The organism is Nonomuraea diastatica (genome assembly GCF_004349015.1).
In the GTDB taxonomy this organism is placed as follows: Bacteria; Actinomycetota; Actinomycetes; order Streptosporangiales; family Streptosporangiaceae; genus Nonomuraea; species Nonomuraea diastatica.
Window position 1 is genome coordinate 10,637 of sequence record NZ_SMKP01000085.1, and the last position, 24,832, is coordinate 35,468.

The 24,832-nt window shown below is 70.6% G+C and carries 23 protein-coding genes; 9 read left to right on the plus strand and 14 right to left on the minus strand.

Features of this window, described 5'->3' with window-relative positions:
* Window positions 1-62 precede the first annotated feature (62 nt).
* The 6 genes from E1294_RS27510 to E1294_RS27535 all read left to right on the plus strand — a co-directional run bounded on the left by E1294_RS27510 (window position 63) and on the right by E1294_RS27535 (window position 8,613).
* Entirely contained in the window at window positions 63-2,513 is a 2,451-nt protein-coding gene (locus E1294_RS27510) for a GcvT family protein (protein ID WP_132513028.1), read from the plus strand.
* The gene (locus E1294_RS27515) at window positions 2,510-3,712 is read left to right on the plus strand and encodes a sarcosine oxidase subunit beta family protein (protein WP_132513030.1); all 1,203 of its coding nucleotides are present in this window, start codon (window positions 2,510-2,512) and stop codon (window positions 3,710-3,712) included. Before E1294_RS27510 ends, E1294_RS27515 begins: the two co-directional genes overlap by 4 nt.
* The gene (locus E1294_RS27520; protein ID WP_132513032.1) at window positions 3,712-3,954 is read left to right on the plus strand and encodes a sarcosine oxidase subunit delta; all 243 of its coding nucleotides are present in this window, start codon (window positions 3,712-3,714) and stop codon (window positions 3,952-3,954) included. The genes E1294_RS27515 and E1294_RS27520 overlap by 1 nt, the downstream gene beginning before the upstream one ends.
* A complete protein-coding gene (locus E1294_RS27525; protein WP_132513034.1) occupies window positions 3,951-7,058 on the plus strand; it encodes a 2Fe-2S iron-sulfur cluster-binding protein in 3,108 nt (1,035 codons plus the stop codon). Before E1294_RS27520 ends, E1294_RS27525 begins: the two co-directional genes overlap by 4 nt.
* A 60-nt stretch (window positions 7,059-7,118) precedes the next feature.
* Window positions 7,119-7,787: an HNH endonuclease family protein gene (locus tag E1294_RS27530; RefSeq protein ID WP_246083319.1), complete on the plus strand. Its 669-nt coding sequence runs from the start codon at window positions 7,119-7,121 to the stop codon at window positions 7,785-7,787.
* 67 nt (window positions 7,788-7,854) lie between these two features.
* Window positions 7,855-8,613, plus strand: coding sequence for an endonuclease/exonuclease/phosphatase family protein (locus E1294_RS27535; RefSeq protein WP_165977503.1), 759 nt, complete (start codon window positions 7,855-7,857; stop codon window positions 8,611-8,613).
* 223 nt (window positions 8,614-8,836) lie between these two features.
* Here the strand turns inward: E1294_RS27535 and E1294_RS27540 are convergent, their stop codons facing one another.
* Both E1294_RS27540 and E1294_RS27545 read right to left on the minus strand, forming a co-directional pair.
* Window positions 8,837-10,435 carry a hypothetical protein gene (locus E1294_RS27540; protein ID WP_220447970.1) on the minus strand — a complete coding sequence of 533 codons (1,599 nt, stop codon included), beginning with the start codon at window positions 10,433-10,435 and terminating at the stop codon, window positions 8,837-8,839.
* Window positions 10,436-10,495: 60 nt separating this feature from the next.
* Entirely contained in the window at window positions 10,496-11,668 is a 1,173-nt protein-coding gene (locus E1294_RS27545) for an epoxide hydrolase family protein (protein ID WP_132513038.1), read from the minus strand.
* A 102-nt stretch (window positions 11,669-11,770) separates the two neighbouring features.
* On the opposite strand from E1294_RS27545, the gene E1294_RS27550 reads away from it, so the two are divergent.
* Entirely contained in the window at window positions 11,771-12,370 is a 600-nt protein-coding gene (locus E1294_RS27550; protein WP_132513040.1) for a CGNR zinc finger domain-containing protein, read from the plus strand.
* Between the two features lie 592 nt (window positions 12,371-12,962).
* Here the strand turns inward: E1294_RS27550 and E1294_RS27555 are convergent.
* Together E1294_RS27555 and E1294_RS27560 are read right to left on the minus strand one after the other, a co-directional pair.
* Window positions 12,963-13,880, minus strand: a complete 918-nt coding sequence (locus tag E1294_RS27555) for an alpha/beta hydrolase family protein (RefSeq protein WP_132513042.1) — start codon at window positions 13,878-13,880, stop codon at window positions 12,963-12,965.
* Entirely contained in the window at window positions 13,877-14,773 is an 897-nt protein-coding gene (locus E1294_RS27560; protein WP_132513044.1) for an LLM class flavin-dependent oxidoreductase, read from the minus strand. The genes E1294_RS27555 and E1294_RS27560 overlap by 4 nt, the downstream gene beginning before the upstream one ends.
* Before the next feature lie 268 nt (window positions 14,774-15,041).
* On the opposite strand from E1294_RS27560, the gene E1294_RS27565 reads away from it, so the two are divergent.
* Complete coding sequence (locus E1294_RS27565) at window positions 15,042-15,626, plus strand: TetR/AcrR family transcriptional regulator (protein ID WP_246083320.1); 585 nt, start codon at window positions 15,042-15,044, stop codon at window positions 15,624-15,626.
* Window positions 15,627-15,668: 42 nt separating this feature from the next.
* Here E1294_RS27565 and E1294_RS27570 read toward each other — a convergent pair whose 3' ends face one another.
* The 4 genes from E1294_RS27570 to E1294_RS27585 form a co-directional block, all read right to left on the minus strand.
* Entirely contained in the window at window positions 15,669-15,995 is a 327-nt protein-coding gene (locus tag E1294_RS27570; protein ID WP_132513048.1) for a PepSY domain-containing protein, read from the minus strand.
* Window positions 15,996-16,071: 76 nt separating this feature from the next.
* On the minus strand, window positions 16,072-16,644 hold the full coding sequence (locus E1294_RS27575) for a hypothetical protein (RefSeq protein WP_132513050.1): 573 nt from the start codon (window positions 16,642-16,644) through the stop codon (window positions 16,072-16,074).
* A gap of 51 nt (window positions 16,645-16,695) precedes the next feature.
* Window positions 16,696-17,952, minus strand: coding sequence for a sensor histidine kinase (locus tag E1294_RS27580; RefSeq protein WP_132513052.1), 1,257 nt, complete (start codon window positions 17,950-17,952; stop codon window positions 16,696-16,698).
* The gene (locus E1294_RS27585; RefSeq protein WP_132513054.1) at window positions 17,949-18,629 is read right to left on the minus strand and encodes a response regulator transcription factor; all 681 of its coding nucleotides are present in this window, start codon (window positions 18,627-18,629) and stop codon (window positions 17,949-17,951) included. Before E1294_RS27585 ends, E1294_RS27580 begins: the two co-directional genes overlap by 4 nt.
* Window positions 18,630-18,723: 94 nt before the next feature.
* Here E1294_RS27585 and E1294_RS27590 point away from each other — a divergent pair, with 94 nt between their 5' ends.
* Window positions 18,724-19,146 carry a hypothetical protein gene (locus E1294_RS27590; RefSeq protein ID WP_132513056.1) on the plus strand — a complete coding sequence of 141 codons (423 nt, stop codon included), beginning with the start codon at window positions 18,724-18,726 and terminating at the stop codon, window positions 19,144-19,146.
* 9 nt (window positions 19,147-19,155) lie between these two features.
* Here E1294_RS27590 and E1294_RS27595 read toward each other — a convergent pair whose 3' ends face one another.
* The 6 genes from E1294_RS27595 to E1294_RS27620 all read right to left on the minus strand — a co-directional run bounded on the left by E1294_RS27595 (window position 19,156) and on the right by E1294_RS27620 (window position 24,799).
* Window positions 19,156-19,368 (minus strand): DUF2277 domain-containing protein, encoded by a 213-nt coding sequence (locus tag E1294_RS27595; protein ID WP_132513058.1) that lies wholly within the window; start codon window positions 19,366-19,368, stop codon window positions 19,156-19,158.
* A gap of 3 nt (window positions 19,369-19,371) precedes the next feature.
* A complete protein-coding gene (locus tag E1294_RS27600) occupies window positions 19,372-20,112 on the minus strand; it encodes an IclR family transcriptional regulator (protein WP_181958560.1) in 741 nt (246 codons plus the stop codon).
* A 110-nt stretch (window positions 20,113-20,222) separates the two neighbouring features.
* Complete coding sequence (locus E1294_RS27605) at window positions 20,223-20,975, minus strand: IclR family transcriptional regulator (protein WP_132513060.1); 753 nt, start codon at window positions 20,973-20,975, stop codon at window positions 20,223-20,225.
* Window positions 20,972-22,174, minus strand: a complete 1,203-nt coding sequence (locus E1294_RS27610; protein ID WP_132513062.1) for a (Fe-S)-binding protein — start codon at window positions 22,172-22,174, stop codon at window positions 20,972-20,974. The genes E1294_RS27605 and E1294_RS27610 overlap by 4 nt, the downstream gene beginning before the upstream one ends.
* 1 nt (window position 22,175) lies before the next feature.
* Window positions 22,176-23,363, minus strand: coding sequence for an FAD-binding oxidoreductase (locus E1294_RS27615; protein WP_132513064.1), 1,188 nt, complete (start codon window positions 23,361-23,363; stop codon window positions 22,176-22,178).
* On the minus strand, window positions 23,363-24,799 hold the full coding sequence (locus tag E1294_RS27620; RefSeq protein WP_132513066.1) for an FAD-linked oxidase C-terminal domain-containing protein: 1,437 nt from the start codon (window positions 24,797-24,799) through the stop codon (window positions 23,363-23,365). The genes E1294_RS27615 and E1294_RS27620 overlap by 1 nt, the downstream gene beginning before the upstream one ends.
* Window positions 24,800-24,832 lie beyond the last annotated feature (33 nt).

Genomic DNA, 24,832 nt, shown 5'->3' on the forward strand with positions numbered 1-24,832 from the left:
CGTAGTGCGGTGCCTGTTGCGTATTAAGGAACAATCGGGATGAAGGAACAACCGGAGGCGCCATGAGTGGACCCCGTTTGGTGATCGTAGGGGCGGGAATCGTGGGGTGTGCTCTCGCCGACGAGCTCACCGAGCGGGGATGGACCGACGTCACCGTGCTCGACCAGGGCCCGCTCTTCGCCACCGGCGGCTCCAGCTCCCACGCGCCCGGCCTGGTCTTCCAGACCAACCCGTCCAAGACGATGACGGAGTTCGCCTCCTACACCGTGCGCAAGTACACCGCGCTGGGGGAGAGCTGCTTCCGCCAGATCGGCGGACTGGAGGTGGCCACCACCCCGGAACGCTGGGCCGACCTGCACCGCAAGCACGGCTGGGCGGAGTCGTGGGGCGTCGAGGGAGAGCTGGTCGACGCCGGGCGGTGCGCGGAGTTGTGGCCGCTGCTGGACAAGGACAGGGTGCTCGGCGGTTTCCACGTGCCCGGCGACGGCCTGGCGGGGGCGGTCGCCTGCGGGCAGGCGCAGGCGGAGCGGGCCACGGAGCGCGGGGCCACGTTCCTGCCCGGCCACACGGTGGTGGGCGTCGGGCAGCGGGGCGGCCGGGTGACCGGCGTCTCCGTCGTGACCTCGGACGGGCACCGGACGATCCCCGCCGACGTGGTGGTGTGCGCGGCGGGCTTCTGGGGCCCCTCGATCGGCGCGATGGCCGGGCTGACCGTGCCGCTGCTGCCGCTGGCCCACCAGTACGCCAAGTCGGGCCCCCTCGCGCCCCAGCCGGAGGGCCCCATCCTCCGCCATCAGGACCGCGACCTCTACTTCCGGCAGCACGGTGACCGCATCGGCATCGGCTCCTACGCCCACAGGCCCATGCCGGTCACCCAGGAGGAGATCGGCCCCCGGTCGACCACGATGCCGTCGGTGCAGGCGTTCACCGAGGAGGACTTCGACCCCTCCTGGCGCGACGCGGTCGAGCTGCTGCCCGCGCTGGCCGAGTCGAAGTACGAGGAGGGCATCAACGGCGTCTTCTCCTTCACACCCGACGGGTTCCCGCTGATCGGCGAGGCGCCTCACCTCGGCGGGTTCTGGCTGGCCGAGGCCGTCTGGGTGACCCACTCGGCGGGGGTGGCGCGGGCGGTGGCCGAGGTGCTCGTCGGCGGGCGCTCGTCGGCCGACCTCCACGAGTGCGAGCTGGGCAGGTTCGAGCAGGCGCAGCTGTCGCCGGCGTTCGTGGAGGAGCGGGGCAAGCAGAGCTTCGTCGAGGTCTACGACGTCATCCACCCCCTGCAGCCGATGGAGTCGCCGCGGCCGCTGCGCACCAGCCCGTTCTACCCGCGGCAGCGGGAACTGGGCGGATTCTTCCTGGAGGCGGCGGGCTGGGAGCGGCCGCACTGGTTCGAGGCCAACGTGCCGCTGCTGGAAGACCTCGTACGCCGCCGCAGGGACGAGCACGCCGACGTGCCGGAAGACGCGCAGGGCATGGCGGTCGAGCCGTTCCTGGGGGCCGCGCAGCGGGACGAGTGGGCGAGCCGCTACTGGTCGCCGATCGCCGCCGCGGAGTCGTACGCGACCAGGGAGCGGGTGGCGCTCTACGACATGACGCCGCTCAAGCGCGTCGAGGTCAGCGGCCCGGGGGCGGCGGCGTTCCTGCAGCGCATGACCACGAACAACGTGGACAAGAAACCCGGCTCGGTCACCTACACCCTGCTGCTGGACGTCAAGGGCGGCATCAAGTCCGACCTCACGGTGGCGCGGCTGGACGAGGACACCTTCCAGGTTGGCGCCAACGGCAACCTCGACCTCGAGTGGCTGACGCGGCACGCGCCCGGCGGGGTGCGGGTGCGCGACCTGACGCCCGGCACGTGCTGCGTGGGCGTGTGGGGCCCGCAGGCCAGGGAGCTGGTGCAGGGGCTCACCGACATGGATCTGTCGCACGAGAACTTCCGCTACTTCAGCTGCAGGTCCGGATATGTCGGTCAGGTGCCGGTGCTCGCGATGCGCGTCTCCTACGTGGGCGAGCTGGGCTGGGAGCTCTACACCACCGCCGACATGGGGCTCAAGCTGTGGGACACGCTCTGGTCGCCCGGGGTGACGACCGCCGGCGGGCGGTCCGCGTTCAACAGCCTGCGGCTGGAGAAGGGCTACCGCCTCTGGGGCGTCGACATGACCACCGAGCACAACCCGTACGAGGCCGGGCTGGCCTTTGCCGTCAGGACGGACAAGGACTTCGTCGGCCGTGACGCGCTGACGACCGACGTCACGCGCAGGCTGGTGCCGCTGCTCAGCACGGAGGTGGTCATGGGCAAGGAGCCTGTGCGGCATGCGGGCTGCACGGTCGGGTACGTCACGAGCGCGGCGTACGGGCACACCATCCATCGGCCCATCGCGTACGCCTGGCTGCCCGACGAGCTCGCCGAACCAGGGACGCACGTGGATATTTCCTACTTCGGCCGCCGCGTTCCCGCGGAGGTCGCGACGGAACCCCTGTTCGACCCCGGGATGGAGAAGATCAGACGTTGACCCACCCCGATTTCCTCTGGCGCAACCCGGACCCCAAGCCCGCCTACGACGTCGTCATCGTCGGAGGCGGCGGTCACGGCCTGGCCACCGCCTACTACCTGGCCAGGAACCACGGCCTGACCAACGTCGCCGTCCTCGAACGCGGCTGGCTGGCCGGCGGCAACATGGCCCGCAACACCACGATCATCCGCTCCAACTACCTGTGGGACGAGAGCGCCGCGATCTACGAGCACTCGCTCAAGCTGTGGGAGGGGCTGAGCGACGAGCTGGACTACGACCTGCAGTTCAGCCAGCGCGGCGTGCTCAACCTGGCGCACAACCTGGGCGACGTGCGCGAGGGCCGGCGCCGGGTGAACGCCAACCGGCTCAACGGCGTGGACGCCGAGTGGCTCGACGCGGACGAGGTCAAGAAGTTCTGCCCGATCATCAACGTCAGCGACCGGGCCCGCTATCCCGTCATGGGCGCCACCCTGCAGCGGCGCGGCGGCATCGCCAAGCACGACCACGTGGCCTGGGCCCTGGCCCGCCAGGCCGACGCGTACGGCGTCGACCTCATCCAGGGTTGCCAGGTCACCGGCTTCGAGATCACCGGCGGCCGGGTCACGGCCGTCGAGACCTCGCGCGGGCGCATCGCGGCGGGGAAGGTCGCGCTGGCGGCGGCCGGGCACACCTCCGTGCTCGCCGAGCGGGCCGGGATCCGCCTGCCGCTGCAGTCGCACCCGCTCCAGGCGCTGGTGTCCGAGCTGCTGGAGCCGGTGCTCGACTGCGTCGTCATGTCGAACGCCGTCCACGTGTACGTCAGCCAGGCGCACAAGGGCGAGCTGGTCATGGGGGCGGGCATCGACGCGTACAACTCCTACGGGCAGCGCGGCGGCGTGCACGTCATCGAGGCGCAGATGGCGGCTGCCCTGGAGCTGTTCCCGATCTTCAGCAGGGTGCGCGTGTTGCGCACCTGGGCCGGGATCGTCGACGTCTCCCCTGACGCCTCGCCCATCATCGGCCCGACTCCCGTCGAGGGCCTCTACATCAACGCGGGGTGGGGCACCGGCGGCTTCAAGGCGACCCCGGGCTCTGGCTGGGTGTACGCCCACACCCTGGCTCACGACCGGCCGCATTCGCTGGCGGAGCCGTTCGCGCTCGACCGGTTCACCACGGGGGCGCTCATCGACGAGCACGGCGCGGCGGCGGTGGCGCACTGATGTTGCTGATCGACTGCCCCAACTGCGGGCCCCGCGACGAGAACGAGTTCCACTACGGCGGCCAGGCCGGCATCGCCTGCCCCACCGGCGACATGACGGACGAACGGTGGGCCGAGTACGTGTTCATGCGCGACAATCCCAAGGGCTGGTTCCACGAGCGCTGGTTCCACGTGCACGGTTGCCGGACCTGGTTCACGGTCGAGCGCCACACGGTCACCCACGAGATCAGGAAGCCACGATGAGGTTCACGTTCGACGGCCGCCCGATGACGGGTGAGCCGGGTGACACGCTGGCCGCGGCGTTGTTGCGCAACGGGGTGCGGGTGGTCGGCCGCAGCGTCGATCTGGGCCGTCCGCGCGGGATCTTCACCGCGGGTCCCGAGGAGCCGAACGCGCTGGTCCGCGTGGGTGCCGACCCGATGCTGGCGGCCACCACCGTGGAGCTCTACGACGGGCTGGAGGTGCAGAGCCTGCGCGGCAAGGGCCGGGTCGATCTCGACGCGGTGGACGAGCGCCGCTGCGACAAGGGCTACCTGCACTGTGACGTGCTGGTGGTCGGCGGCGGACCGGCCGGGCTGGCCGCCACCCTCGCGGCGGGGCGGTCGGGGGCGCGGGTGATCCTCGTGGACGACCAGCCGCGGCCCGGCGGCGACCTGCTGGACAGCCGCCTGCTCCTGGACGGCGCCCCCGCGCTGGACTGGGTGGCCGGCCTCGACCTGCCCGCCAGGGTGCTCACCAGGACGACGGCCGTCGGCTACTACGACCACAACTACGTGCTCGCCGTGGAGCGGCGGGCTCGGGGCGAGCGGCTGTGGCACATCAGGGCGCGCCGCGTGGTGCTGGCCACGGGGGCGCACGAGCGCTCGCTCGCCTTCCCCGGCAACGACCGGCCCGGCGTGATGCTGGCCGCCTCCGCCCGTGCCTACGCCAACCGCTACGGCGTGCGCGCCGGACGGCGGGCGGTGGTGTTCGCCTGCGCCGACTCCGGCTACGAGGCGGCCGAGGACCTCGCGGCGGCCGGTGTCGACGTGCTCGCCGTCGTGGATCCGCGCCCTTCCGCGCTGCCGGCGGACGTGGAGGTGCTCGCCGGGCAGGTGGTGACGGGCACGACCGCGGACGCGGAGGGCGTGCTCACCGGCGTCCAGGTGGGCGCCCGGCACTTCGACGCCGACCTGCTGGCCGTCGCCGGAGGCTGGAACCCGGCCGTGCACCTGTTCAGCCAGTCGGGCGGCAGGACCAGGTTCGACGAGGAGCTTGCCGCCTTCGTCCCCGGCGTGTCGGCGCAGGCCGAGCGGTCGGCAGGAGCCTGCCGAGGTCTGTACGGCACGCGCGAGGCCATCGCCGACGGCTACGCCGCGGGAGCGGAGGCCGCCGGGCGCACCGTGCCCGGGCTCAGGGTGCCGGAGTGCGACGAGCGGCCCCTGCGGCGGCCGGCGGCCCTGTGGCTCGTCGAGAGAGCCCCGGGCAGTGATCCCGCCTTCGCGGACCTGCACCGGGACGTGACCGTGGCCGACCTGGCCAGGGCCACGGGCACCGGGATGCGGTCGGTGGAGCACGTCAAGCGCTACACCACCGCGGGCACCGGCGCCGACCAGGGCAAGACGTCGGGAACGGTCGTGGTGGGCGTCATGTCCGCGCTGCTCGGCGCCGCGCCCGGCCAGGTCAGTACGACCACGTTCCGGCCGCCGTACACGCCCGTGTCCTTCGCCACCCTCGCGGGACGCGACCGCGGCGCGCTGTCCGACCCCGTCAGGACCACCGCCCTGCACGACGCGCACGTCGCGCGTGGAGCCGTGTTCGAGGACGTCGGCCAGTGGAAACGCCCGTGGTACTTCCCCCAGGACGGCGAGGACATGGAGGCCGCCGTGCGGCGCGAATGCCACGCGGCCCGCACCGCCGTCGCCGCCATGGACGCATCCACCCTGGGCAAGATCGACATCAGGGGCGCGGACGCGGGCGAGTTCCTCGACCGTGTCTACACGAACATGTACTCCACGCTCGCCGTCGGCGCCTGCCGCTACGGGGTGATGTGCGGGGCCGACGGGATGGTGTTCGACGACGGCACCACGACCAGGCTCGCCGACGACCACTACCTGACGACCACGACCACGGGCAACGCCGCCGCGGTGCTCGACTGGCTGGAGGAGTGGCGGCAGACGGAGTGGCCGGACCTGGACGTGTCGTTCACCTCGGTCACCGACCACTGGGCGACGGTCGCCGTCGCGGGCCCCCGCGCCCGCGACGTCATCGCGGCGGTCGCGCCCGAGGCGGTCGAGCTGGCGTTCATGCGGTACGCGAGCGTGCCCGTGCTGGGCGTGCCGGGCCGGGTGTTCAGGATCAGCTTCTCCGGCGAGCTGGCCTACGAGGTCAACGTGCCGTGGCGGTACGGCAGGGCGCTGTGGGAGGCGGTGCTGGGGCTCGGCGCGGTGCCGTACGGGACCGAGACCATGCACGTGCTACGGGCGGAGAAGGGGTTCGCGATCGTCGGCCAGGAGACCGACGGGACCGTGACCCCGCAGGACCTCGGCATGGGGTGGATCGTCTCGGCGCGCAAGCCGGACTTCGTCGGCAAGCGTTCCCACGCCCGGCCGGACGCCGCGCGCCAGGACCGCAAGCGCCTGGTCGGCCTGCTCGCCGACGATCCGGCGGCGCTCGTGGAGGAGGGCGCCCAGCTGACCGCCGCGGGCGTGGCACCGATGCTCGGCCACGTCACCTCCAGCTACCACAGCGCCGCGCTCGGCCGCACGTTCAGCCTGGCCATGGCCAGGAACGTGACCCCGGGCGACCGGCTCACGGCGGTGTCAGGGAACGTGGCGCCCCCGGTGACCGTCGTGGAGCCCGTCTTCTACGACCCGGACAACGCCCGCCGCGACGGCGACCCCCTGGCGGACGCGCCGGCCCCGTACGCGGGGGAGTGCCGGGCGGAGAGCCCCGCCGCCGCCTTCGCCGCCCAGTTCGAGGCCGCGAGCACCCCGCGGGCGCGCCTGCGCGAGGTGCCGTTCGAGCCCATGTGGGAGGTGCGGGGCACGGATCCGGGCACGGGGCTGCGGCTGGGGCCTGACTGGTGGCTGGTGACCGGCGACGTCCCGCCACGCCCCGGGTGGGTGGACGTGTCGGGCCAGCGTACGGTCCTGGAGCTCGCCGGCCCCGCCGCCCACGACGTGCTCATCACCGGCTGCCCGATCGATCTGGACCCGTCGGTCTTCCCCGGGCACGCCCAGACCCTGCTGGCCAAGACGTCGGTGATCCTTGAGCGGCGATCATCCAAAACGTACCGGATCTACGTCAGATCATCTTTCGCGAAATACCTGGCAGAGTGGCTGATCGATGCCCTGGAGGCTTCGTAAGACCCGTTGATGGGCATTTGTATCCCTAGACTTTACGAAAACAAGGTCCGGGGGTGTGCGGTGCGGGTTCGGGGATGCGTGGCCGGTCTGGCCATGTCGGGGATGCTGGCCGGTTGTGGCGGCCTGACCGTGCAGTCGGCAGGTCAGCACGTGGAGAAGCCGGACTTCGCCTCGGTGTCGGAGGCCCGCGACAAGCTGGCGGGGCTCGACGTCAAGGGCCGCGCCCCGAAGACCGGCTTCGACCGCGACGAGTTCGGCCCTGCCTGGTCCGACGTCGACCACAACGGCTGCGACACCCGTAACGACATCCTCAAACGCGACCTGGAGGGCGAGACCTTCAAACCCGGCACCCACGACTGCGTCGTCCTGACGGGCACGCTCGACGACCCGTTCAGCGGCAAGACCATCGAGTTCAAGCGCGGCCAGGACACCAGCTCGAAGGTCCAGATCGACCACCTGGTGCCGCTGTCGGACGCCTGGCAGAAGGGCGCGCAGCAGTGGCCGGAGACCAAGCGCAAGGAGTTCGCCAACGACCCGCTGAACCTTCTGGCCGTCGACGGGCCGCTGAACGGGCAGAAGAGCGACTCCGACGCCGCCACCTGGTTGCCGCCGCGCAAGGCGTACCGGTGCGCCTATGTCAGCCGGCAGATCGACGTGAAGGCCAAGTACGACGTCTGGGTGACCAAGGCGGAGAAGCAGGCCATGGAGACCGTCCTCGACGCCTGCTGACCCTGTACGCAGAGTCAGGGTGTGCGTAAGATCCGTGAGCATGCGTGTGACCAGACGGATTCAAGTGATGACAGCGCTCACCGTGCTCGCCACCGCGACCACCGTGGCACCCGCGCACGCCAGAGCGGTCAGCCTCGTCGTGCTCGACTGGAACATCCACGGCGAGAGCGCCGACATGCAGGCCATCGCCTCCGTGATCCGCAAGAGCGGCGCAAACATCGTCACCCTTCAGGAGATCCACCGCAAACCCGGCGCCGACCAGGTGCGGCAACTCGCCGACGCGCTCGGCTGGCACATCAGCGACAACGCCCACTTCGGTGCCGGCGACAACCCAGGCCCGTGCGACAAACCGCAGCCCGGCAAGGCGGGCAACACGATCCTGTCCAAGTTCACGATCGCCGAACGGGTGACGATCCCCCTCACGAACTTCGCCACCTGCCCGGTCAACCGTTCCATGGCCGGGGTCAAGCTCGACCTCGGCGGCGGCAGGACGGTCCGGGTGTTCACCACCCACCTGTCGCCCGGCCTGTCGGCGACATCGGTGGCCCGCCGCGAGGCCCAGGCCGACAAGGTGCGCTCCTACTTCGGCTCCAGGTCGGGGATCATCCTCACCGGCGACTTCAACGCCAAGCCCGCGGACGCGCTGTCGAAGCGGTTCGTGAGCGCGGGCTGGGTCGACACGGGCGCCGAATACGCCGACAAGCCGACGCTCGGCAACGCCCGCATCGACTACATCTACACCAAGGGCGTCACCACGACGAGCGGCTCCGTACTCTCGACCACGGCGTCCGATCACCGGCCGATCGTCATGCGAATGACCCGCTGAAGTGCGGGTGACCGGGGTGAGCGCGCGGGGTGCCCGTGAGCTCACCCGGAATCATGCCGGCGTTCGGCCGCGATGGCCATCGTCTGCGAGATGGAGCGTTTCGGCTGAGCTCAGGCATTCATCTGGGCATAGGTGCCTATGTCTGCGGACTTTGGTGCATCTTCCGTGGGGACGAACTCCGCTCGCTTTTATGGGTGGCTGTAGCTGTGTGGCACATACTGCGCTATCCACGTAGAACGGTGACCTGGCGGCCGGACGGCGTGGTCGCCCGCTCGAAGCAGCCGCGTTCCTTCCACGGCGTGGCCTCGGGGCGCCGATCGAAGATCACCAGCACGCCGGTGGTGAGGCTGAGCCGGTCGAGATACCCGTCGAGCTGGGCGAGGCCGTCGGGCAGCGGGTCGTCCTTGCCGGCGCGCCAGACCTTCAGCTCCATGGCCTCCCGTTGCATCAGCCGTTCGCCGTCCGGACCCGGGTAGGGCCAGCGGATCAGCACGTCCAGGCGTTTGGTGCCGGCGGCGTACTCGCGGTCGAGGTGGCCGCCGCCGTTGACCAGGCGATGGAGGAAGGCCATGAGGATGATCTGGCAGGCGGCCTCGTGGTAGCCCTCCTGCTGGATGAGGACTTCACCGTGCTCGCGCCAGAACACGACGAACTCCTGCAACAGGCGCACCAGGTCGAACCGGCCATCCGGCAGGACGAAGCTGCGCGGGTCGGCCTTGACGAACCGCTCCGTACGATCTCCCAGAACCCGCAGCAGGACCTCTCGGTAGATCGGGTTGGCGATCTCCAGGTCCCTGGTGCCCCGGATGAGGCCAAGATCGTGAACGTAGGAGACGTCATCGTCGAAGGACGTGTCCGTGCCCGGCCACGTTCCCGCCACGATCGGTTCGATCACTCGTTCCACCCGTGGTTCGTACAGGCGCGCAACGAGGGCGTCCAGGTGGGTTGCGCGCGCCCGGATCAGTCGCTCCTTGGCCTCGTCCACCCGTCCGGCAGTGATGACGCCGGTCACCTTCATCTTGAAGGTGATCTCGTGGGCGAGGGCGTTGACCAGCCACGGCTGGCCCTGCGTCAGCTCGAACACCCGGTCCACCGCGTCCTTGGCGAACTCCTGGCCGGTGGCCTGCGCGTGCTGGCCGTACAGCTCACCGATCTGGTCGGCGGTGAAGTCGCCCAGGCGCAGCGACTCGGTGACGATGTTGAACGGGCTGGTCGGATTGCACCGGCCAGGGTCGGCACCGACAGCGGTCTTGTATTCACGGACGTCGCGTAGCCCGCACAGGATCACGGACGTGGGGAACGGGTGCCCATCGGGCCGGGCGTTGTGACCGTCACGGAGCTGGCAGAGAAAGCTGATCAGGCTGTCGCCCTGCAGGGCGTCGATCTCGTCGAAGAGCAGCACCACCCGGCGCGGACATCGACGGCACCACTCGCTCAGCGCGACGTCGATGCGGCTGCCCGGCGTGGCCTGCGGCCAGGGGTCCGGCGGGAGCAGTTCGTCCGGCCAGCCCGACCGCTTGGCGGCCGCACGGATCGAATCCAGCAGCATCGACTCTCCCCAGCCCACGTCGTCGCGGGCCACCTTGGCGCGCTCGCAGGAGAACACCAGAGCCGCGACATCGCCTCCGGCCGTCAAGTCGGACGCCAGAGTGCGCAGCGCGGTGGTCTTGCCGGTCTGCCGGGGCGCGTGGACCACGAAGTAGCGGTCCATGTCGATCAGCGCTCGCGCCTCGGGAAGCCGAGGTGTGGGCGGCAGCATGTAGTGCAGCTGGGGGTCGCACGGGCCCGCGGTGTTGAAAGATCTCGCTCGGGGTGGACGCATGGTCACATACTGTCATCGCTCCTGTCCTGAGGGGCGAGATTCCGGATCGCCGATCCGCGTTCACCGATGAGCGGCCAGCACTGCCGCGAGGCCTTCTTGCAGGTCCTTGACGAAATATTCGGGAACCTCCAGCGACGGGAAATGTCCCCCGTTTTCGGGCGACCTCCATCGGACGATTTGTCGGTACCGCTCCTGTGCCCAGGGGCGCGGATGCTTCTCGATGTCGCGGGGATACATAGTGATTGCTGACGGGACGTCGACCCGAAGTTCGGGGTCGAGCGAGTTGTGGCTCTCGTAGTAAATGCGGGCCGACGATGCGCCGGTCCGCGTCAGCCAATACAGGGTGACGTCGTCAAGAACGCGGTCTCTGGAAATCGTCTCGAACGGGCTGTCTTCGGTATCTGTCCACTCGGCGAACTTGTCAAGGATCCAGGCAAGAAGTCCGACCGGTGAGTCGACGAGCGAGTAGCCGATGGTCTGCGGTCGGGTCGCCTGCTGCTTCGCGTACGCCGCGCGGTGGCGCCAGAAATCGCGGGTTTCCTCGGTCCACCTGCGCTCGACCGCCGTGAGCCCGTCCGTGGTCAACCCGGGCGGCGCCTCCGCGAACGTTGTGTGGATGCCGAGAACGTGCGCCGGGAACCTGCCGCCGAGAACCGTGGCGATATTACCTCCCCAGTCGCCGCCGTGGGCTGCGAACTTGTCGTAACCGAGCCTTCCCATCAGTTCCACCCATGCGGCCGCGATCTTTTCGGTTCCCCACCCGGTGGTGGTCGGTTTGTCGCTGTACCCGAAGCCTGGTAGCGACGGGACCACGACGTGGAACGCCGGCGCGTCCGCATCTTTCGGATCTGCCAGCTCGTCCACTACATCGATGAACTCGGCAATGCTGCCCGGCCAGCCGTGCGTCAAAATCAGAGGAGTGGCATCTGCGCGCGCGGATCGGCGGTGCAGGAAATGGATTCCCAGATCATCAATGGTCGTGCGGAACTGGCCGACCCGGTTAAGGCGCTCTTCGAACGACCGCCAGTCGTACCCGGTGCGCCAGTAGTTCACGACATCGACGAGGTCGGCGAGCGGAACGCCCTGTTCCCATCGGCGAGGGTCGGGCGCGGCGCTATAGACCGTCTCAGCTTCCGGTAGCCGCGCCGCGGCTAGCCGCGCGCGCAGATCGTCGAGGTCGGCGTCGGTTGCGTGGGCTTCAAATGCTTGCACGTCGCTGGTTGGACGGGGCATGAGACCTCCTGGCCATCGCGGAACCGGCTGCGAACTGCTGCGAACCGGCTAAGAAGGTTCTAACATGCCTTGATGCAGCGTGCAACCTGCTAAGGTGGTTCCATGCGTGCTGGGTTCCCTGCCTTCCGCCTCGGTAACGTGCTAGCGACCAGCTTCACGGGGACTCTGTCGGAGCGTCATGGCAAGGCCGTGGAGCGCATTCCCACGCCGCACCGACTCATCGACTGGCTGGCAGTGAACGGCCTCGCCGTGGACTCCTGCACCACTGCCCAGCTCGACCTCGCTCGGGAACTGAGGGAGTCGATTCACGCCGCCGCGACAGCGGCCGCGATCCAGGACGCTCTCCCTGTGCCTGCTGTCCATGTCATCAATGACCGCAGCGCTCAGGGGCGGGCCGCGGCTGTCCTGACGCCCGAGGGTAAGCGGCGATGGCGGCTCAGCTCGGCTTCCTGCGTGGAAGATGCCCTCAGCGTGATCGCCGCCGACGCGATCAGCATCATCGCAGGTGAGCGAGACGGGAAACTGGCCTTGTGCGCATCGCCAACCTGCCAGGCCGCCTTCTTCGACACCAGCCAAAGTCGCACCCGCAAATGGTGTGACATGAACACGTGCGGGAATCGTCAGAAGAAGGCGCGCTTCAATGCCAACCGGAGCAAAAACCCAGATCAGCGGAGTGATCGTTACCTCGGCACATCCAAGTGAGCCCCACGCCTGCGACACATCTGTCGCGTTGGGTGCACCCCAGCGGCACCACTAAGTGCCATCCGTCGCCTTCGATCAACGTCCTCAATCAGTACGTCTACGTTTTACTTGATCGGCGACGCTCATCGGCTCTTCGCAAGCTGCTAAACCTCGGTAGGCGAATTCTTTTGCACCCGCTGGGTCGCCACCCATGCCTGCGGCGCCGACATAGGTATCCATGTCGGCCTTAATCTCGGTCGCTGGTCCGGGCGCGGTTTCAGATTCGCACCTCGTCGACTAAGCCGTCGAAGTGCTCGCCCCAGATCTCGTTACCGTCGATACGCAGCAGCGGTCAATATAGGTGCTCGCGATGTGTCGTCACGGAAGGAAGATGACATACCGGGCTGGCGCCCGAGATCGAGCACCTGGCCGCCCACGCTGACCCCGACCCGCCCGAGAGATCGCGTTCACAGTTCAACTGGGCTTTAGCCACGCACCGCGGGCCTGCTGCTCCATCTGCCGTCCGAACAGGCCGCCGCCCTGGCGTTCCTGAAACCAAGTCCGAACGAGGGTACGGAACCGAGGTTGCTCACGGACGACGGACGCGGTACGCCTACTTGCTCCGCAGGCTGCCCAACGGGCCGAGGTCCTCGTCCAGCGCCGCCTTCCAGCCGGCGTCCTCGGAGCAGAGGACGCTGCGCAGGTAGGCGGTGGTGAGCCGCTGGATCAGGGCGACGCGGGCGGGGTGCTCGTCGGTCGTCTCGGCGACCTCGTACCCGGAGATGCCCCCGAGCGAATGCTCGGCCCCGGAGAGCGTGAGCAGGCTCTTGCTCCCGGGGCTGTGGATGTAGGGGTCGGTGAACCAGTCGGGGCCGCGGGTGGACAGCGCGGACTGGTCCTTGTCGCCCGCGACGATGAGCGCGGGGGTGGTCATGTCGCCGAAGTACGGCCTCATGAAAGGGAAGTGCTCGGCCGCGAACGGGGTCAGGTCGTCGCCGAGGCCCGTAAGGGCGAGCAGCACGCCCGCCTTGACACGGGGATCGGACATGTCCTCCCCGGGAACGCCGTCGGAGCCGAGGACGCGCGCGCCCAGCATCGTGCTCGCGCTCTGGGCTCCCCAGGAGTGGCCCGACACGGCGATGCGGCTGCGGTCGAGGCGTCCGCCGAGTCCCGGTACGGCGGCTTCGAGGAGGTCGAGCCCGTCGAGGGTGCGCTTGAGGTCCTCGATGCGGAACCGCCAGACCCGCGGCGTACGGGGGTCCTCGGGCGGGAGGCCGAGCGTCCGGGAGTCGAGGTGGCTGGGCCGCAGGACCACGAACCCGTGAGCGGCCCAGTGGTCCGCCAGCGGGGCGTAGCCGTCCATCGACTGGCCGAAGCCGTGCGAGAACACGATGACGGGCAGGCCGGTGCCGATCACCGGGGCGGACACGTGGACCTGGAGGTCCTCGCCGCGGCCCGGGGCGGGCAGGACGACCGGCTTCACCGAGACGATCGGAGCGGGGGAGCCGGCTGCGAGGTCTGTTTCCGTCATGAGAATGATCTCTCCTTCCAACGATTCTTGGTGATGAGCTCGTCGGTGACCCACCGCGCGACGCCGGCGGGGTAGGGCGCCGGCAGCCCGAGGACGATGTGCGTGAAGCCGGCGTCGATCGCTTCGCCGATGGCGTCGCGGGTGATGTCGGGCTGGTCGTAGGAGACGGGCAGGTGGATGGAGCGGACGATGGAGGCGGCGTCGCGGCCGATCTCGGTGCAGTAGCGGTCCAGCAGCGCGCTGCGGCTGACGACGTCGGCGATGTCGCCGCCGGGAATGTTCCACAGGTCGGCGTGCTGGGCGGCCACCCGCAGCGTCGCGGAGGAGCGGCCGCCGATGAGGATCGGCGGGTGGGGACGCTGGACGGGCTTGGGGTTGCCGTACGCTCCGGTGACCTGGACGCAGGTGCCGTGGAAGTCGAACGGCTTCGTCTCGGTCCACAACCGCCGGATCACCGTGCACGCTTCCGCGAGGCTGCCCACGGCGTGGGCGGTGTCGTGGAAGGGCAGGCCGTGGGCTTCGTACTCGCGCCGGGCCAGGGGCCAGTCGGGTCGTGAGCCGACGCCGATGCCGAAGTCGAGCCGTCCGCCGGAGATGACGTCGACGGTTGCGGCGATCTTGGCCAGGAGCGCGGGCGGCCGGATGCGGTTGCTGGTCACCATCACGCCGAGCCGCAGGCGCCGGGTCTGCGCGGCGAGGGCGGACAGCAGGGTCCAGCCTTCGTAGATCGGCCCGTTGGGGTCGCCGAAGATGGGCAGGAGATGGTCGAACAACCACGCGTGTTCGATCTCCGGAATCGTGTCCGCCTCCTGCCAGACCTGCAGGACGTCGCGGTAGCCGACCTGTGAGGGGGCGGTCATGATCCCGAAGCGGGGCCGGGTGGTGTGCGGCATTGAGGCACTGCTCCCTTCGTGAGCGGCCGTCCTGACGGACGCGCCGCCGAGGAGTAAACGGAACGTGCTTTCGGTGCATGCTGGAGCCGTTCGTCGCGGTCGGCCCAATAGGCGCACGCCGGTCGGCCTCTCTTGAGGCGCTGGGGCAGATGCGCGGCTTGGCCGTCCGGGCGGCGCTCTGGCATCATGGGTTAAACGGAATCTGGTTCCAGCTACGATACGGATCGTCGTTCCGTTTTGCAAGTCCGGCATGGAGGGAAACAGCACGGTGAACGACGGAGGCGCGGGGCGTGCGGCGCCCCGTAAGCGGGCCGATGCCCGGCGCAACGAGAGGGCGCTCCTCGACGCCGCCGCGGCCGTCTTCGTGACCTCGGGCGTCGAGGCGCCGGTGCGCGACATCGCGGCCAGGGCGGGAGTCGGGGTGGCCACGATCTACCGCCACTTCCCGACCAGGGCCGACCTCATCGTCGCCGTCTACCGGCACCAGGTCGAAGCCTGCGCCGAGGCCGGCCCGGCCCTGCTGGAGAGTGCCGCGAGTCCCTACGACGCGCTGAGGCGATGGATCGACCAGTTCGTCGACTTCCTGGTCACCAAGCACGGGCTCGCCGCCGTGCTGCAGTCGGACAACGCCGGTTTCGACACGCTGCACGCGTACTTCCTCGACCGCCTCGTGCCCGTCTGCAGCCGGCTGCTCGACGCGGCGGCCGCCGCCGGCGAGATCCGCTCCGACCTCAACGCCCTCGAACTCATGCGCGGCGTCGGCAACCTCTGCATCGGCGCCGACAACGACCCCCGCTACGACGCTCGGCGGATGGTCGCCCTCCTCATCGCCGGACTCCGCCCACAACCATGAAACGCCGGGCCACGGTGGCCCGGCGTTCCTCGCGAGATCCGGTCAGTCGTCGTCGCTGTCGTCGTCGTCCTTGTCCGCCCGTTCCGTCTCGTTCTTGGTGACCTTGCCCGTGGCAGCGTCGATCTTCAGCTCGTGTAGCTGCGACCCCTTGGTCAGCTCGATCTCCCACACGTCCGCCCGCGTGCCCTGGGAGTCGAAGTCGAGCTCGCTGACCCAGGCGCCCGCCACCTGCTTGTGCGCGATCTCGATGGCCTGCTCCGCCGTGACCTTCGGGGCGGGCGCGGAGGTGGCGGCGACGGCCGCGCCTCCGCCCGCGACCAGCGTGACGACCCCGGCACCGGCAACGATGAACTTCTTCGTGATTCGCATGACTCCACGAAACCGCGATCGCCGCTAATCGCGCGCTAAGCCACGGTTAACGGACGGTGGCGTGGACGGATGCGGTCTACGGCTCCAGCGCCTTGGTGTCCCACACCAGCCGGAAGCGGGGGCACGTCTCGGTGCCGCCGTCCCAGCCGGCGGCGACCACGACGGTGTCCAGGTCGCCGTCCGAGGAGTAATCGGTGGGGATCGCGTACGCCCGCCGCCCCTGGAAAGTACCTGCGCCGGCCTCCCGCCCGTTGACGGTGATCCGCCATCGGATCGCACGGTCCGCGCAGCCCGCCGGGACGTACGCGGTCAGCGTGCCCGACACGTCGTCGACGTGGCGGAGGTGGGGCACAGAGTACGGCCGCCGGACGCTCAGGGTGCTTTCGAGGCTGTCGCGTACCTGCCAGGTGAAGGCGTAGTGCTCGTCGTCTATGAGCCCAGCGCCCACGTGACGGAAGCTGAAGTGGATGTCCGGGGCAGGGCCTGCTGTGTGGGAGAGTCCGAGGTTCGCCGTGGCAAGGTGCTGGAAGACCGCATTGACGGACAGCGCCAGGGCGACCGGCGCGAGGCACAGGACAATGACGCGCCACCAGGCCGGCAGAGGCTCCGACTCCTCCAGCTCCTTGCCGACCCTTTCATCCTCATCCATGTCACAATCTTCACCCGATGCGTCGGGACCCCTCCCGTACCGCAGCCAGGCCTATCGACGGGCTTCAGGCACGGACGTGGCCAGGACGACCTCCACGCGTGCGCCGCCCCCGGCGGCGGTGGAGACAGTCAGGCCGCCGCCCGACGACGCGGCGGTGCGGCGGGCGATGTCGAGGCCGAGCCCGGTCGAGCCGCCCCCGCTGGTCCCGCGCTCCAGCAGCGCCGGATCGAAGCCGGGGCCGGCGTCCTCGACCACCAGCAGGGCCCCGGCGTCGTGCGGCCCGAGGCGTACCGCCATGGGAACCCCTTCGGCGGTATGCGCGAACACGTTGCCGAGCAGCGCGTCCACGCAGGCGGCGAGTTCCTCGGCACCCACCGCCACCGGCAGCGGGGCGTCGGACAGCGCGAGCGACACGTCCCGTCCCTGGTCCTCGGCCAGCACCGACCAGAACCGCACCCGCTCCCGCACCACCGCCGCCGCGTCGCACGCGTCACGACCTGCCGAGCGCCGCCGCGCGTCCGTGATGACCGTGCTCACCGCGCGCTGGAGCGCGTCGACCCGGCTCTGCACGCGCGCCCTCTCCTCCGGGTCACACAGCGACTCCGCGTCCAGCCTGAGACCCGTCAGAGGGGTACGCAGCCGGTGCGAGAGGTCCGCCACCGACTCCCGCTCCGCCGCGAGCAGGTCGTCGATTCGCCCTGCGAGATGATTGAGCGCCAGCGCCACGGAGCGCACCTCGGGGGGACCGCCGAGCTCGGCCCTGGCGGACAGGTCGCCGCCGGCCAGCCGGTGCGAGACCCGGGCGAGACCGTCCACGGGCCGCGTCACGGCCAGCGCCAGCCGGTCGGCCAGCACGATGCCCAGCACGACCAGGGCGAGCCCGAGCACGAGCAGCGCCAGCCACGCCTCCCGCACCCCCTTGGTCAGCTCGGTGTCGGGCACGAACACCCTGATCACGGCCGTGCCCTCCAGCGTCTGCGCCGAGACCAGCACCTCCCTGCCCCCGGGGGCCGCGGCGGTGACGCTGCGTCCGGTCGAGGCCAGGCGTACGGCGTCGGAGCGGGGAGCGGGCCCGCCCACCGTGCCGCCGCCGGGCAGGAACACGGTCACGGGACGCCCGGCCTGCTGCACCGCCAGCGTCAGGTCGGGCGTGCCCACGGCCACCGCCACGAACTCGGCCGTGGCGGTGGCCCTGCTCATGGCGCCGTTCTCGGCCACGGCGCGGATCAGCAGCGCCATCGGCACCAGCAGCGCGATCAGCACGACGGACGTGGTCGCGGCGACCAGCAGCGCGAGCCACCGTCTCATGACGGCTCGACCAGCTTGACGCCGACGCCGCGCACCGTGTGCAGGTAGCGGGGCTCGGAAGCCGTCTCGCCGAGTTTCCTGCGCAGCCACGACAGGTGCACGTCCACCGTCTTGTCGGCCCCGCCGTAGGGGAGCTGCCACACCTCCGTCAGCAACTCCCGCTTGGTGACCACCTCGCCCGGCCGCGCGGCGAGATAGTGCAGGACGTCGAACTCGCGCGGCGTCAGGTCGAGCGCCGCCCCGTCCAGCGTGGCCGTCCGCGCCCGCGGATCCACCCGCAGGGCTCCCACCGCCAGCGGCTCCGGCGCGGAGTCGCCGCCCGACCGCCGCAGCACGGCCCTGACCCGGGCGTCGAGCTGCGCCGCGCTGTACGGTTTGACCACGTAGTCGTCGGCGCCCGCGTCCAGCACCGGCACCATCTCCGCGTCACCGTCGCGGGCGGTCGCCACGATGACCGGCACCCGGCTGACCGCCCGCAACATGCGCAGCAGCTCCACCCCGTCGAGGTCGGGCAACCCCAGGTCGAGGACGATCAGGTCGGGACGGTCCTGTACGGCCAGCCGCAGCCCGTCCAGCGCCGTCGGCGAGGAGGAGACGGCATGGCCGAGCTCGCGCAGCCCGCGGCTGAGCGCCGTGCGGATCGCCACGTCGTCCTCGATGAGCAGGATGTCAGCCATGTACATGAACGTAGACGCTCGATGGTGATGCCTTGGGCCGCCTTAGGGTCGCCTTAACCTGGTCTTAGCCGGAGAGAGGGGAGGCTGGGAGCCGATGAAGAGACTCGTCCTGGCCTGGGCCGCCACCGCCGTCGCCGCCACCGGCGCGGGCGTGGCGGTGCTCGGCCTGCTCGGCAACGGCCTCACCGGCGCCTCCAGCCACGTGCTCAGCGCGCCGGAGGTGCGTGCGGCCCTGGCCACCGCGACCCCGCGTGCGGTCGCGACGCCGACCGGCTCGACCGCCAGGCCCCAGCAGGAGAAGCTGATCCGCAGCGCGGGCGGGACCGTGATCGCCTCCTGCGACGGCGACCGGGTGACGCTGCGCTCGTGGAGCCCCGCCCAGGGCTATGCGGTGGACGGCGTCGAGCCGGGGCCCGCGCGGGTGACCAAGGTCGAGTTCGAGCCGGAAGAGGGCGACGAGATCGAGCTCACGATCGTCTGCTCGGGCGGCCGGCCCGTCGCCCGCACCTCGTCCTAGCCACGCCGGTCAGCTGCTCCCGCGAACCTGCAGCGCCCCCAGCAGCTCCTCGGACGCCCTGGTGATGGTCTCGACGGCCCGGTCGAACGCCTCCGCGTTGTGCGCGGCGGGTGCGCGGAAGCCGGAGATCTTCCTGACGTACTGCAGCGCCGCCGCGCGTACGTCCTCCTCGGTGACGCTCTCGGTGTACGGGGGACGGAGGGTCTTGATGCTTCTGCACATGCCTTAACGGTAATAGCCCATGCGCTGGCTTATCTCCCGCGCGCCCTCGACCAGCAGCTCGCCCACCTCGGGCAGCCGGGCCGGCGTCAGCCGGTAGGAGGGTGCGGAGACGCTGACGGCGGCCACGACGGAGCCGTCGTTGCCCCTGATCGGCGCGGCGACCGCGTTGAGCCCGACCTCGAGCTCCTCCACGGCCGAGGCCCAGCCGCGCTCCCTGATGGCGTCGAGCTCCAGCTCTTCCTCGGAGGTGATCGTCCTGGGGGTGTAGTGGTCGAGCTCGTCGGGCATGCGCAGGGCGCCGAAGGCCAGCAGCACCTTGCCGCTGGAGCTGGCGTGAGCGGGGGTGCTCTGCCCGACCCAGTTGTGCCCGCTGATCGCGGCGGGGCCGCGGATCTGGGTGAGGTTGACCGCGTCGCCGTCCTGCGGGACCGCGATGTTGACGGTCTCGCCGATCTCCTCGGCCAGGCGCAGGCACACGTCTCTGCCCTCACGCGACAGGTCGAGCTGGGCCGTGGCCGCGCCGGCCAGCCGCACCACGCCGAACCCGAGCTGGTAGCGGCCGCGGTCGCTGCTCTGCTCCACCAGACCGCCCTGCTCGAGGGCGGCGAGTAACCGGAACGCCGTGGACTTGTGCACGTCGAGCTCCGTCGCGAGGTCCGTCACTCGGGTCGAGCCCTCACGGGCGAGGATTTCCAGGATGGCGATGGCCCGATCTACTGATTGCACGGTCGCGGTGTTGCTCATACCGCAACAGCATACTTCGCCGCACGGAGCTTCTCACGGGGATCTTCGTGCTCGGTGAGGGGTATCCGCCGCGTTTCCGCACGTCAGGGGGCCAGAAAGTGGTTGACTACTCAACTTCCGCCGGCCACCGGGCTGAGCTCGTTCCCGAAGTCAAGCGCGATCTTACGCATGCCCTCCGCCAGCTCGTCACGGTCGAGCCAGTCGATGCGTTCCGCGGGGCCCGACACCGACATCGCGGCCACCACCCGGTCGCCGTCCCAGACGGGCACGGCCAGGCAGTGGACGCCCAGCTCCTCCTCGCCCAGGTCCATCGCGTAGCCGCACGTCCTGACCCGTTCGAGCTCGGCGAGCATGGCGGTCAGCCCGGTGATCGTGTTGGGGGTGCGCCGCGGCATGCCGGTGCGCTCGAACACGGCGACCGCCTCGGAGGCCGGCCGCCCGGCCAGCAGCACCTTGCCCACCGCCGTGCTGTGCGGCAACACCCGCCTGCCGACCTCGGCGAACATCCGCAGCCTGCGCGGCGAGGGCGCCTGGGCCACGTAGACGATGAAGTCGCCTTCGAGCACGGCCAGGTTGGCGGTCTCGCCGGACAACTCGACCATCTTGGCGAGGTACGGCTGCGCCCACACCCCGACCATGCTCTCCGCGATGCCGCCCAGACGCACGAGCCCGCCGCCGAGGGCGTACCGGCGGTCGGATTCCTGGCGTACGTAGCCGCGCGCGAGCAGTGTCCGCAGCAGCCGGTGGATGGTCCCGTACGGCAGGCCCGTCCTGGCGGCGATCTCCGACAGGCCGGCCTCGCCCCCGTGCTCGGCCAGCGCCTCCAGCACGTCGAGCGCCCGCTCGACCGACTGGACGCTCATAGGCGCACACCGCGGAGCGAGGCGTCGAGCACCTCGGCCGTGTGCGCCACCCTGATCTCCTCGCCGGCGCGCCGCATGGCGCCGGCGATCTGCATGGTGCAGCCGGGGTTGGCGGAGACCAGCAGGCCGGCGCCGGTCGTGCCGACCGCACGGGCCTTCCTGTCGCCGAGGTCGTGGGCGGCCTGCGGCTGCAGGATGTTGTACGTGCCCGCGGACCCGCAGCAGATGGCCGACTCGGGGATCTCGCGCAGCTCCAGGTCGGGAATGCCGCGCAGCAGCTCGCGCGGCTGGTCGCGGATGCCCTGGGCGTGGGCCAGGTGGCAGGCGTCGTGGTAGGCGACGGTGAGCGGCAGCGGGTGCCGCTTGGCCACGGGGCCCAGCTTGGCGAGATATTCGGACAGGTCGGCGACCTTGAACCGGGGCTCGCGGCCGAGCAGCTCGGCGTACTCCTTCATGGAGGAGCCGCAGCCGGCCGCGTTCACCACGACGGTGTCGACGCCCGCCTTCTCGAACGTCATGACCGTGCGGCGGGCGAGCCTCCTGGCCTGCTCGGCGCGCCCGGAGTGCACGCTGAGCGCGCCGCAGCAGCCCTGGCCGCGCGGGATGACCACGTCGCAGCCCTCCAGCGCGAGCACCCGCGCGGTGGCCGCGTTGACCTGGGGGAAGAACTCTCCCTGTACGCATCCGGTGAGCATGCCGACCACGGCCCTGCGCTCCCCCCTGGCCCTGACGACGCGCGGCATACGCTGGCGGTGCTCCACCCGCGGCGCCAGCCCCGCCATGGAGCCGAGGCCGGGGTGCACCCGGACCAGGAACGGCGCCATCCGCCCGGCCAGCCACATCGTCGGGCGCAGCAGCCGCAGCCTGCGCGGGTAGGGGAAGAGGCTGAACACGATCCCGCGCACGGCCCGGTCCTCCGGCTCGCGCACGTGCTCCCGCTCGACCACGACCCTGGTCTGCTCGATCAGCCGGTCGTACTGGACTCCGGACGGGCACGCCGTGACGCACGCCATGCACCCCAGGCAGGCGTCGAAGTGCCCGGCCATCTCCGGGGTGATGGGCGTGCCCTCGACGTGCTGCTTCATCAGGTGGATGCGGCCGCGCGGCGAGTCCATCTCCTCGCCCCACAACGCGTACGTCGGGCACGTCGGCAGGCAGAACCCGCAGTGGACGCAGTCGTTGATCAGCTCAGGGTCCACGCTAGATCCCTCCCACGAACCGGCCGGGGGACATCCTGCGCCCGGGATCGAACCGTTCCTTCACCCGCCGCATCAGCGGCAACGTGCTCACGTGCCCCCACCTGTCGACGCCCTCGTACGGCGAGGCGGGAACGGTCACCCGCCCGCCCAGCGCCTCGAGCCGCGCCCTGAGCCGGTCGACGGCGGCTGTCAGCTCCTCCTCGGAGACGTCGTCCCAGAGCTCCAGGTAGGCCTGTCCCGTGACCGGCGAGCCGCGGAACGAGAACCTGGTCTCGCCCACCGCCGCCAGCGTCTCGGCCGTGCGCGCGGGCGGGAAGCGCACCTCCAGCAGCACGTCGTCCGTGAGGATCAGCCCCCACCAGTCGGGTGGCTCGGCCGTGATGGTGCCGTCGCCGAGCACGTCGCGCAGGGCCGGCGCCCGCTGCCCGGCGGCCGACCCCTCCACCAGCACCGCGATCGTCGCGTTCCGGCCGTCGGGGCAGTCGATGTCCACGGCGGAGGGCTCGGCCTGGGAGGCGGCCAGGCGCCGCAGTGTCTCGCCGGCGAGATCGGCGACCTTCGTGCGGGTCACGATCCAGCGCCGCTCCGCGGGCAGCGGGTGCAGGCGGAAGGTCGCTTCGGCGATCACGCCGAGCGTGCCGCGGGAACCGGTGAAGAGCTTGCCGAGGTCGTAGCCGGCGACGTTCTTGACCACTTTGCCGCCCGACTTGGCGACGGTGCCGTCGGCCAGCACGACGGTGATGCCGATGAGCAGGTCGCGGGCGGTGCCGTAGCGGAAGGCGCGCGGGCCCGCGGTCGCGGTGGCGAGCGTGCCGCCGACCGTCGTGTGCTCCGTGAACGGTGGGTCGAGCGCCAGCTCCTGGCCCTCGTCCGCGAGCGCGGCGGCCAGGGCGTCCATGGTGACGCCCGCCTGTGCCCGCACCACGAGGTCGCCCGCCGCGTGCTCGATGATCTCGTTCATGCAGCACATGTCGAGCAGCACGTCGCACCGCTCGGGCGGGTGGCCCCAGTGCAGCTTGGTGCCGCCGCCCGCGGGTACCACCGCGAGGTCCTGCTCCGCGCAGGCCCGCAGCACCGCCGAGATCTCCTCCACCGTCTCGGGCAGGGCCACCCAGCGCGGCGCCACGCCGCTCACGGCGTCCTTCTCGCCGGCCCGCCTGACCGTCACGCCGGTCGCCGCCAGGGTCATCAGAACTGCTCCGCCTTCCCCGACTCGACCAGCGGGTGCACGCCCTTGCGCACGCCCGGCACCTCGCCGCACAATCGCGGCGTGGGGAACACCTTGCCCGGGTTGGCCAGGCCCCGCGGGTCGAACGCGCACCGGACGAGCTGCATGGTGTCCAGGTCGTCCTCGCTGAACATCCTTGGCATATAGCGCGATTTGTCGACCCCGACCCCGTGCTCGCCCGTGATCGAGCCGCCGTGCTCGATGCACAGGTCGAGGATCGCGCCGGAGACCACCTCGGCCCGTTCGCCCGCGCCCGGCTCCGCGTCGTCGAACAACACCAGCGGGTGCAGGTTGCCGTCGCCCGCGTGGAAGACGTTGGCCACCTTGATCCGGTGCTCGGCCGAGAGCCGGTCGATGGCGGCCAGCACGCCGGGCAGCGACGTGCGCGGCACCACGCCGTCCTGGACGATGTAGGCCGGGCTGATGCGCCCCACGGCCGCGAACGCCGACTTGCGGCCCTTCCAGATCGCCGCCCGCTCGGCCGGATCGGCCGCCACGCGCAGCTCGAACGCGTCCGAGCAGATCTCCCTGAGCTGGGCGAACTGCCGCTCCACCTCCGCGGCGGGCCCGTCGAGCTCCACGATGAGCACGGCGCCCGCGCCCTCGGGATAGGCGCAGGCCACCGCCGCCTCGGCCGCCTCGATGGCCAGCGCGTCCATCATCTCGATCGCGGCCGGCACGATGCCCGCCCCGATGATCGCGGAGACGGCCTCGCCGCCCTGCTCGATGCTCTCGAACGCGGCCAGCACCGTGGTCACCGACTCGGGCGCGCGGCAGAGGCGTACCGTGATCTTGGTGGCGATGCCGAGCGTGCCCTCCGAGCCGACGAACGCCCCCAGCAGGTCATAACCGGGGTCCATGCGGTCGAGCGTCACCAGGTCGCCGTCGGGAGTGACGATCTCGCAGGCCTCGACGTGGTTGACGGTGAAGCCGTACTTCAGGCAGTGGGCGCCGCCGGAGTTCTCCGCGACGTTGCCGCCGATCGAGCAGATCTGCTGGCTGGAGGGGTCGGGGGCGTAATAGTGGCCCCGGTCGCGCACGGCCTCGGTGATGGCCAGGTTGGTGACGCCCGGCTCGACCACCGCCCTGCGGTTGCCGAGGTCGATCTCCAGGATCGCGCGCATCTTCGAGGTGACGATGAGCACTCCGTCCTCGCGGGGGAGCGCGCCCCCTGACAGGCCGGTGCCCGAGCCCCTGGCCACGAAGGGCACGCCGAACTCGTTGCACAGGCGCACCACGCGGGCGACCTGCTCGGCCGTGCCGGGCAGCACGACCACGCCGGGGGTCGCCCGGTGGTAGGTCAGGCCGTCGCACTCGTACGTGCGCAGGCGTACGGGATCGGTGATCACCGAGTCGTGGGGCAGCAGCGACCGCAGGGCCGCTATCAGCGTTTCCATCACCGATCCCCCTTTTCCTGTGGGTATCTGCCC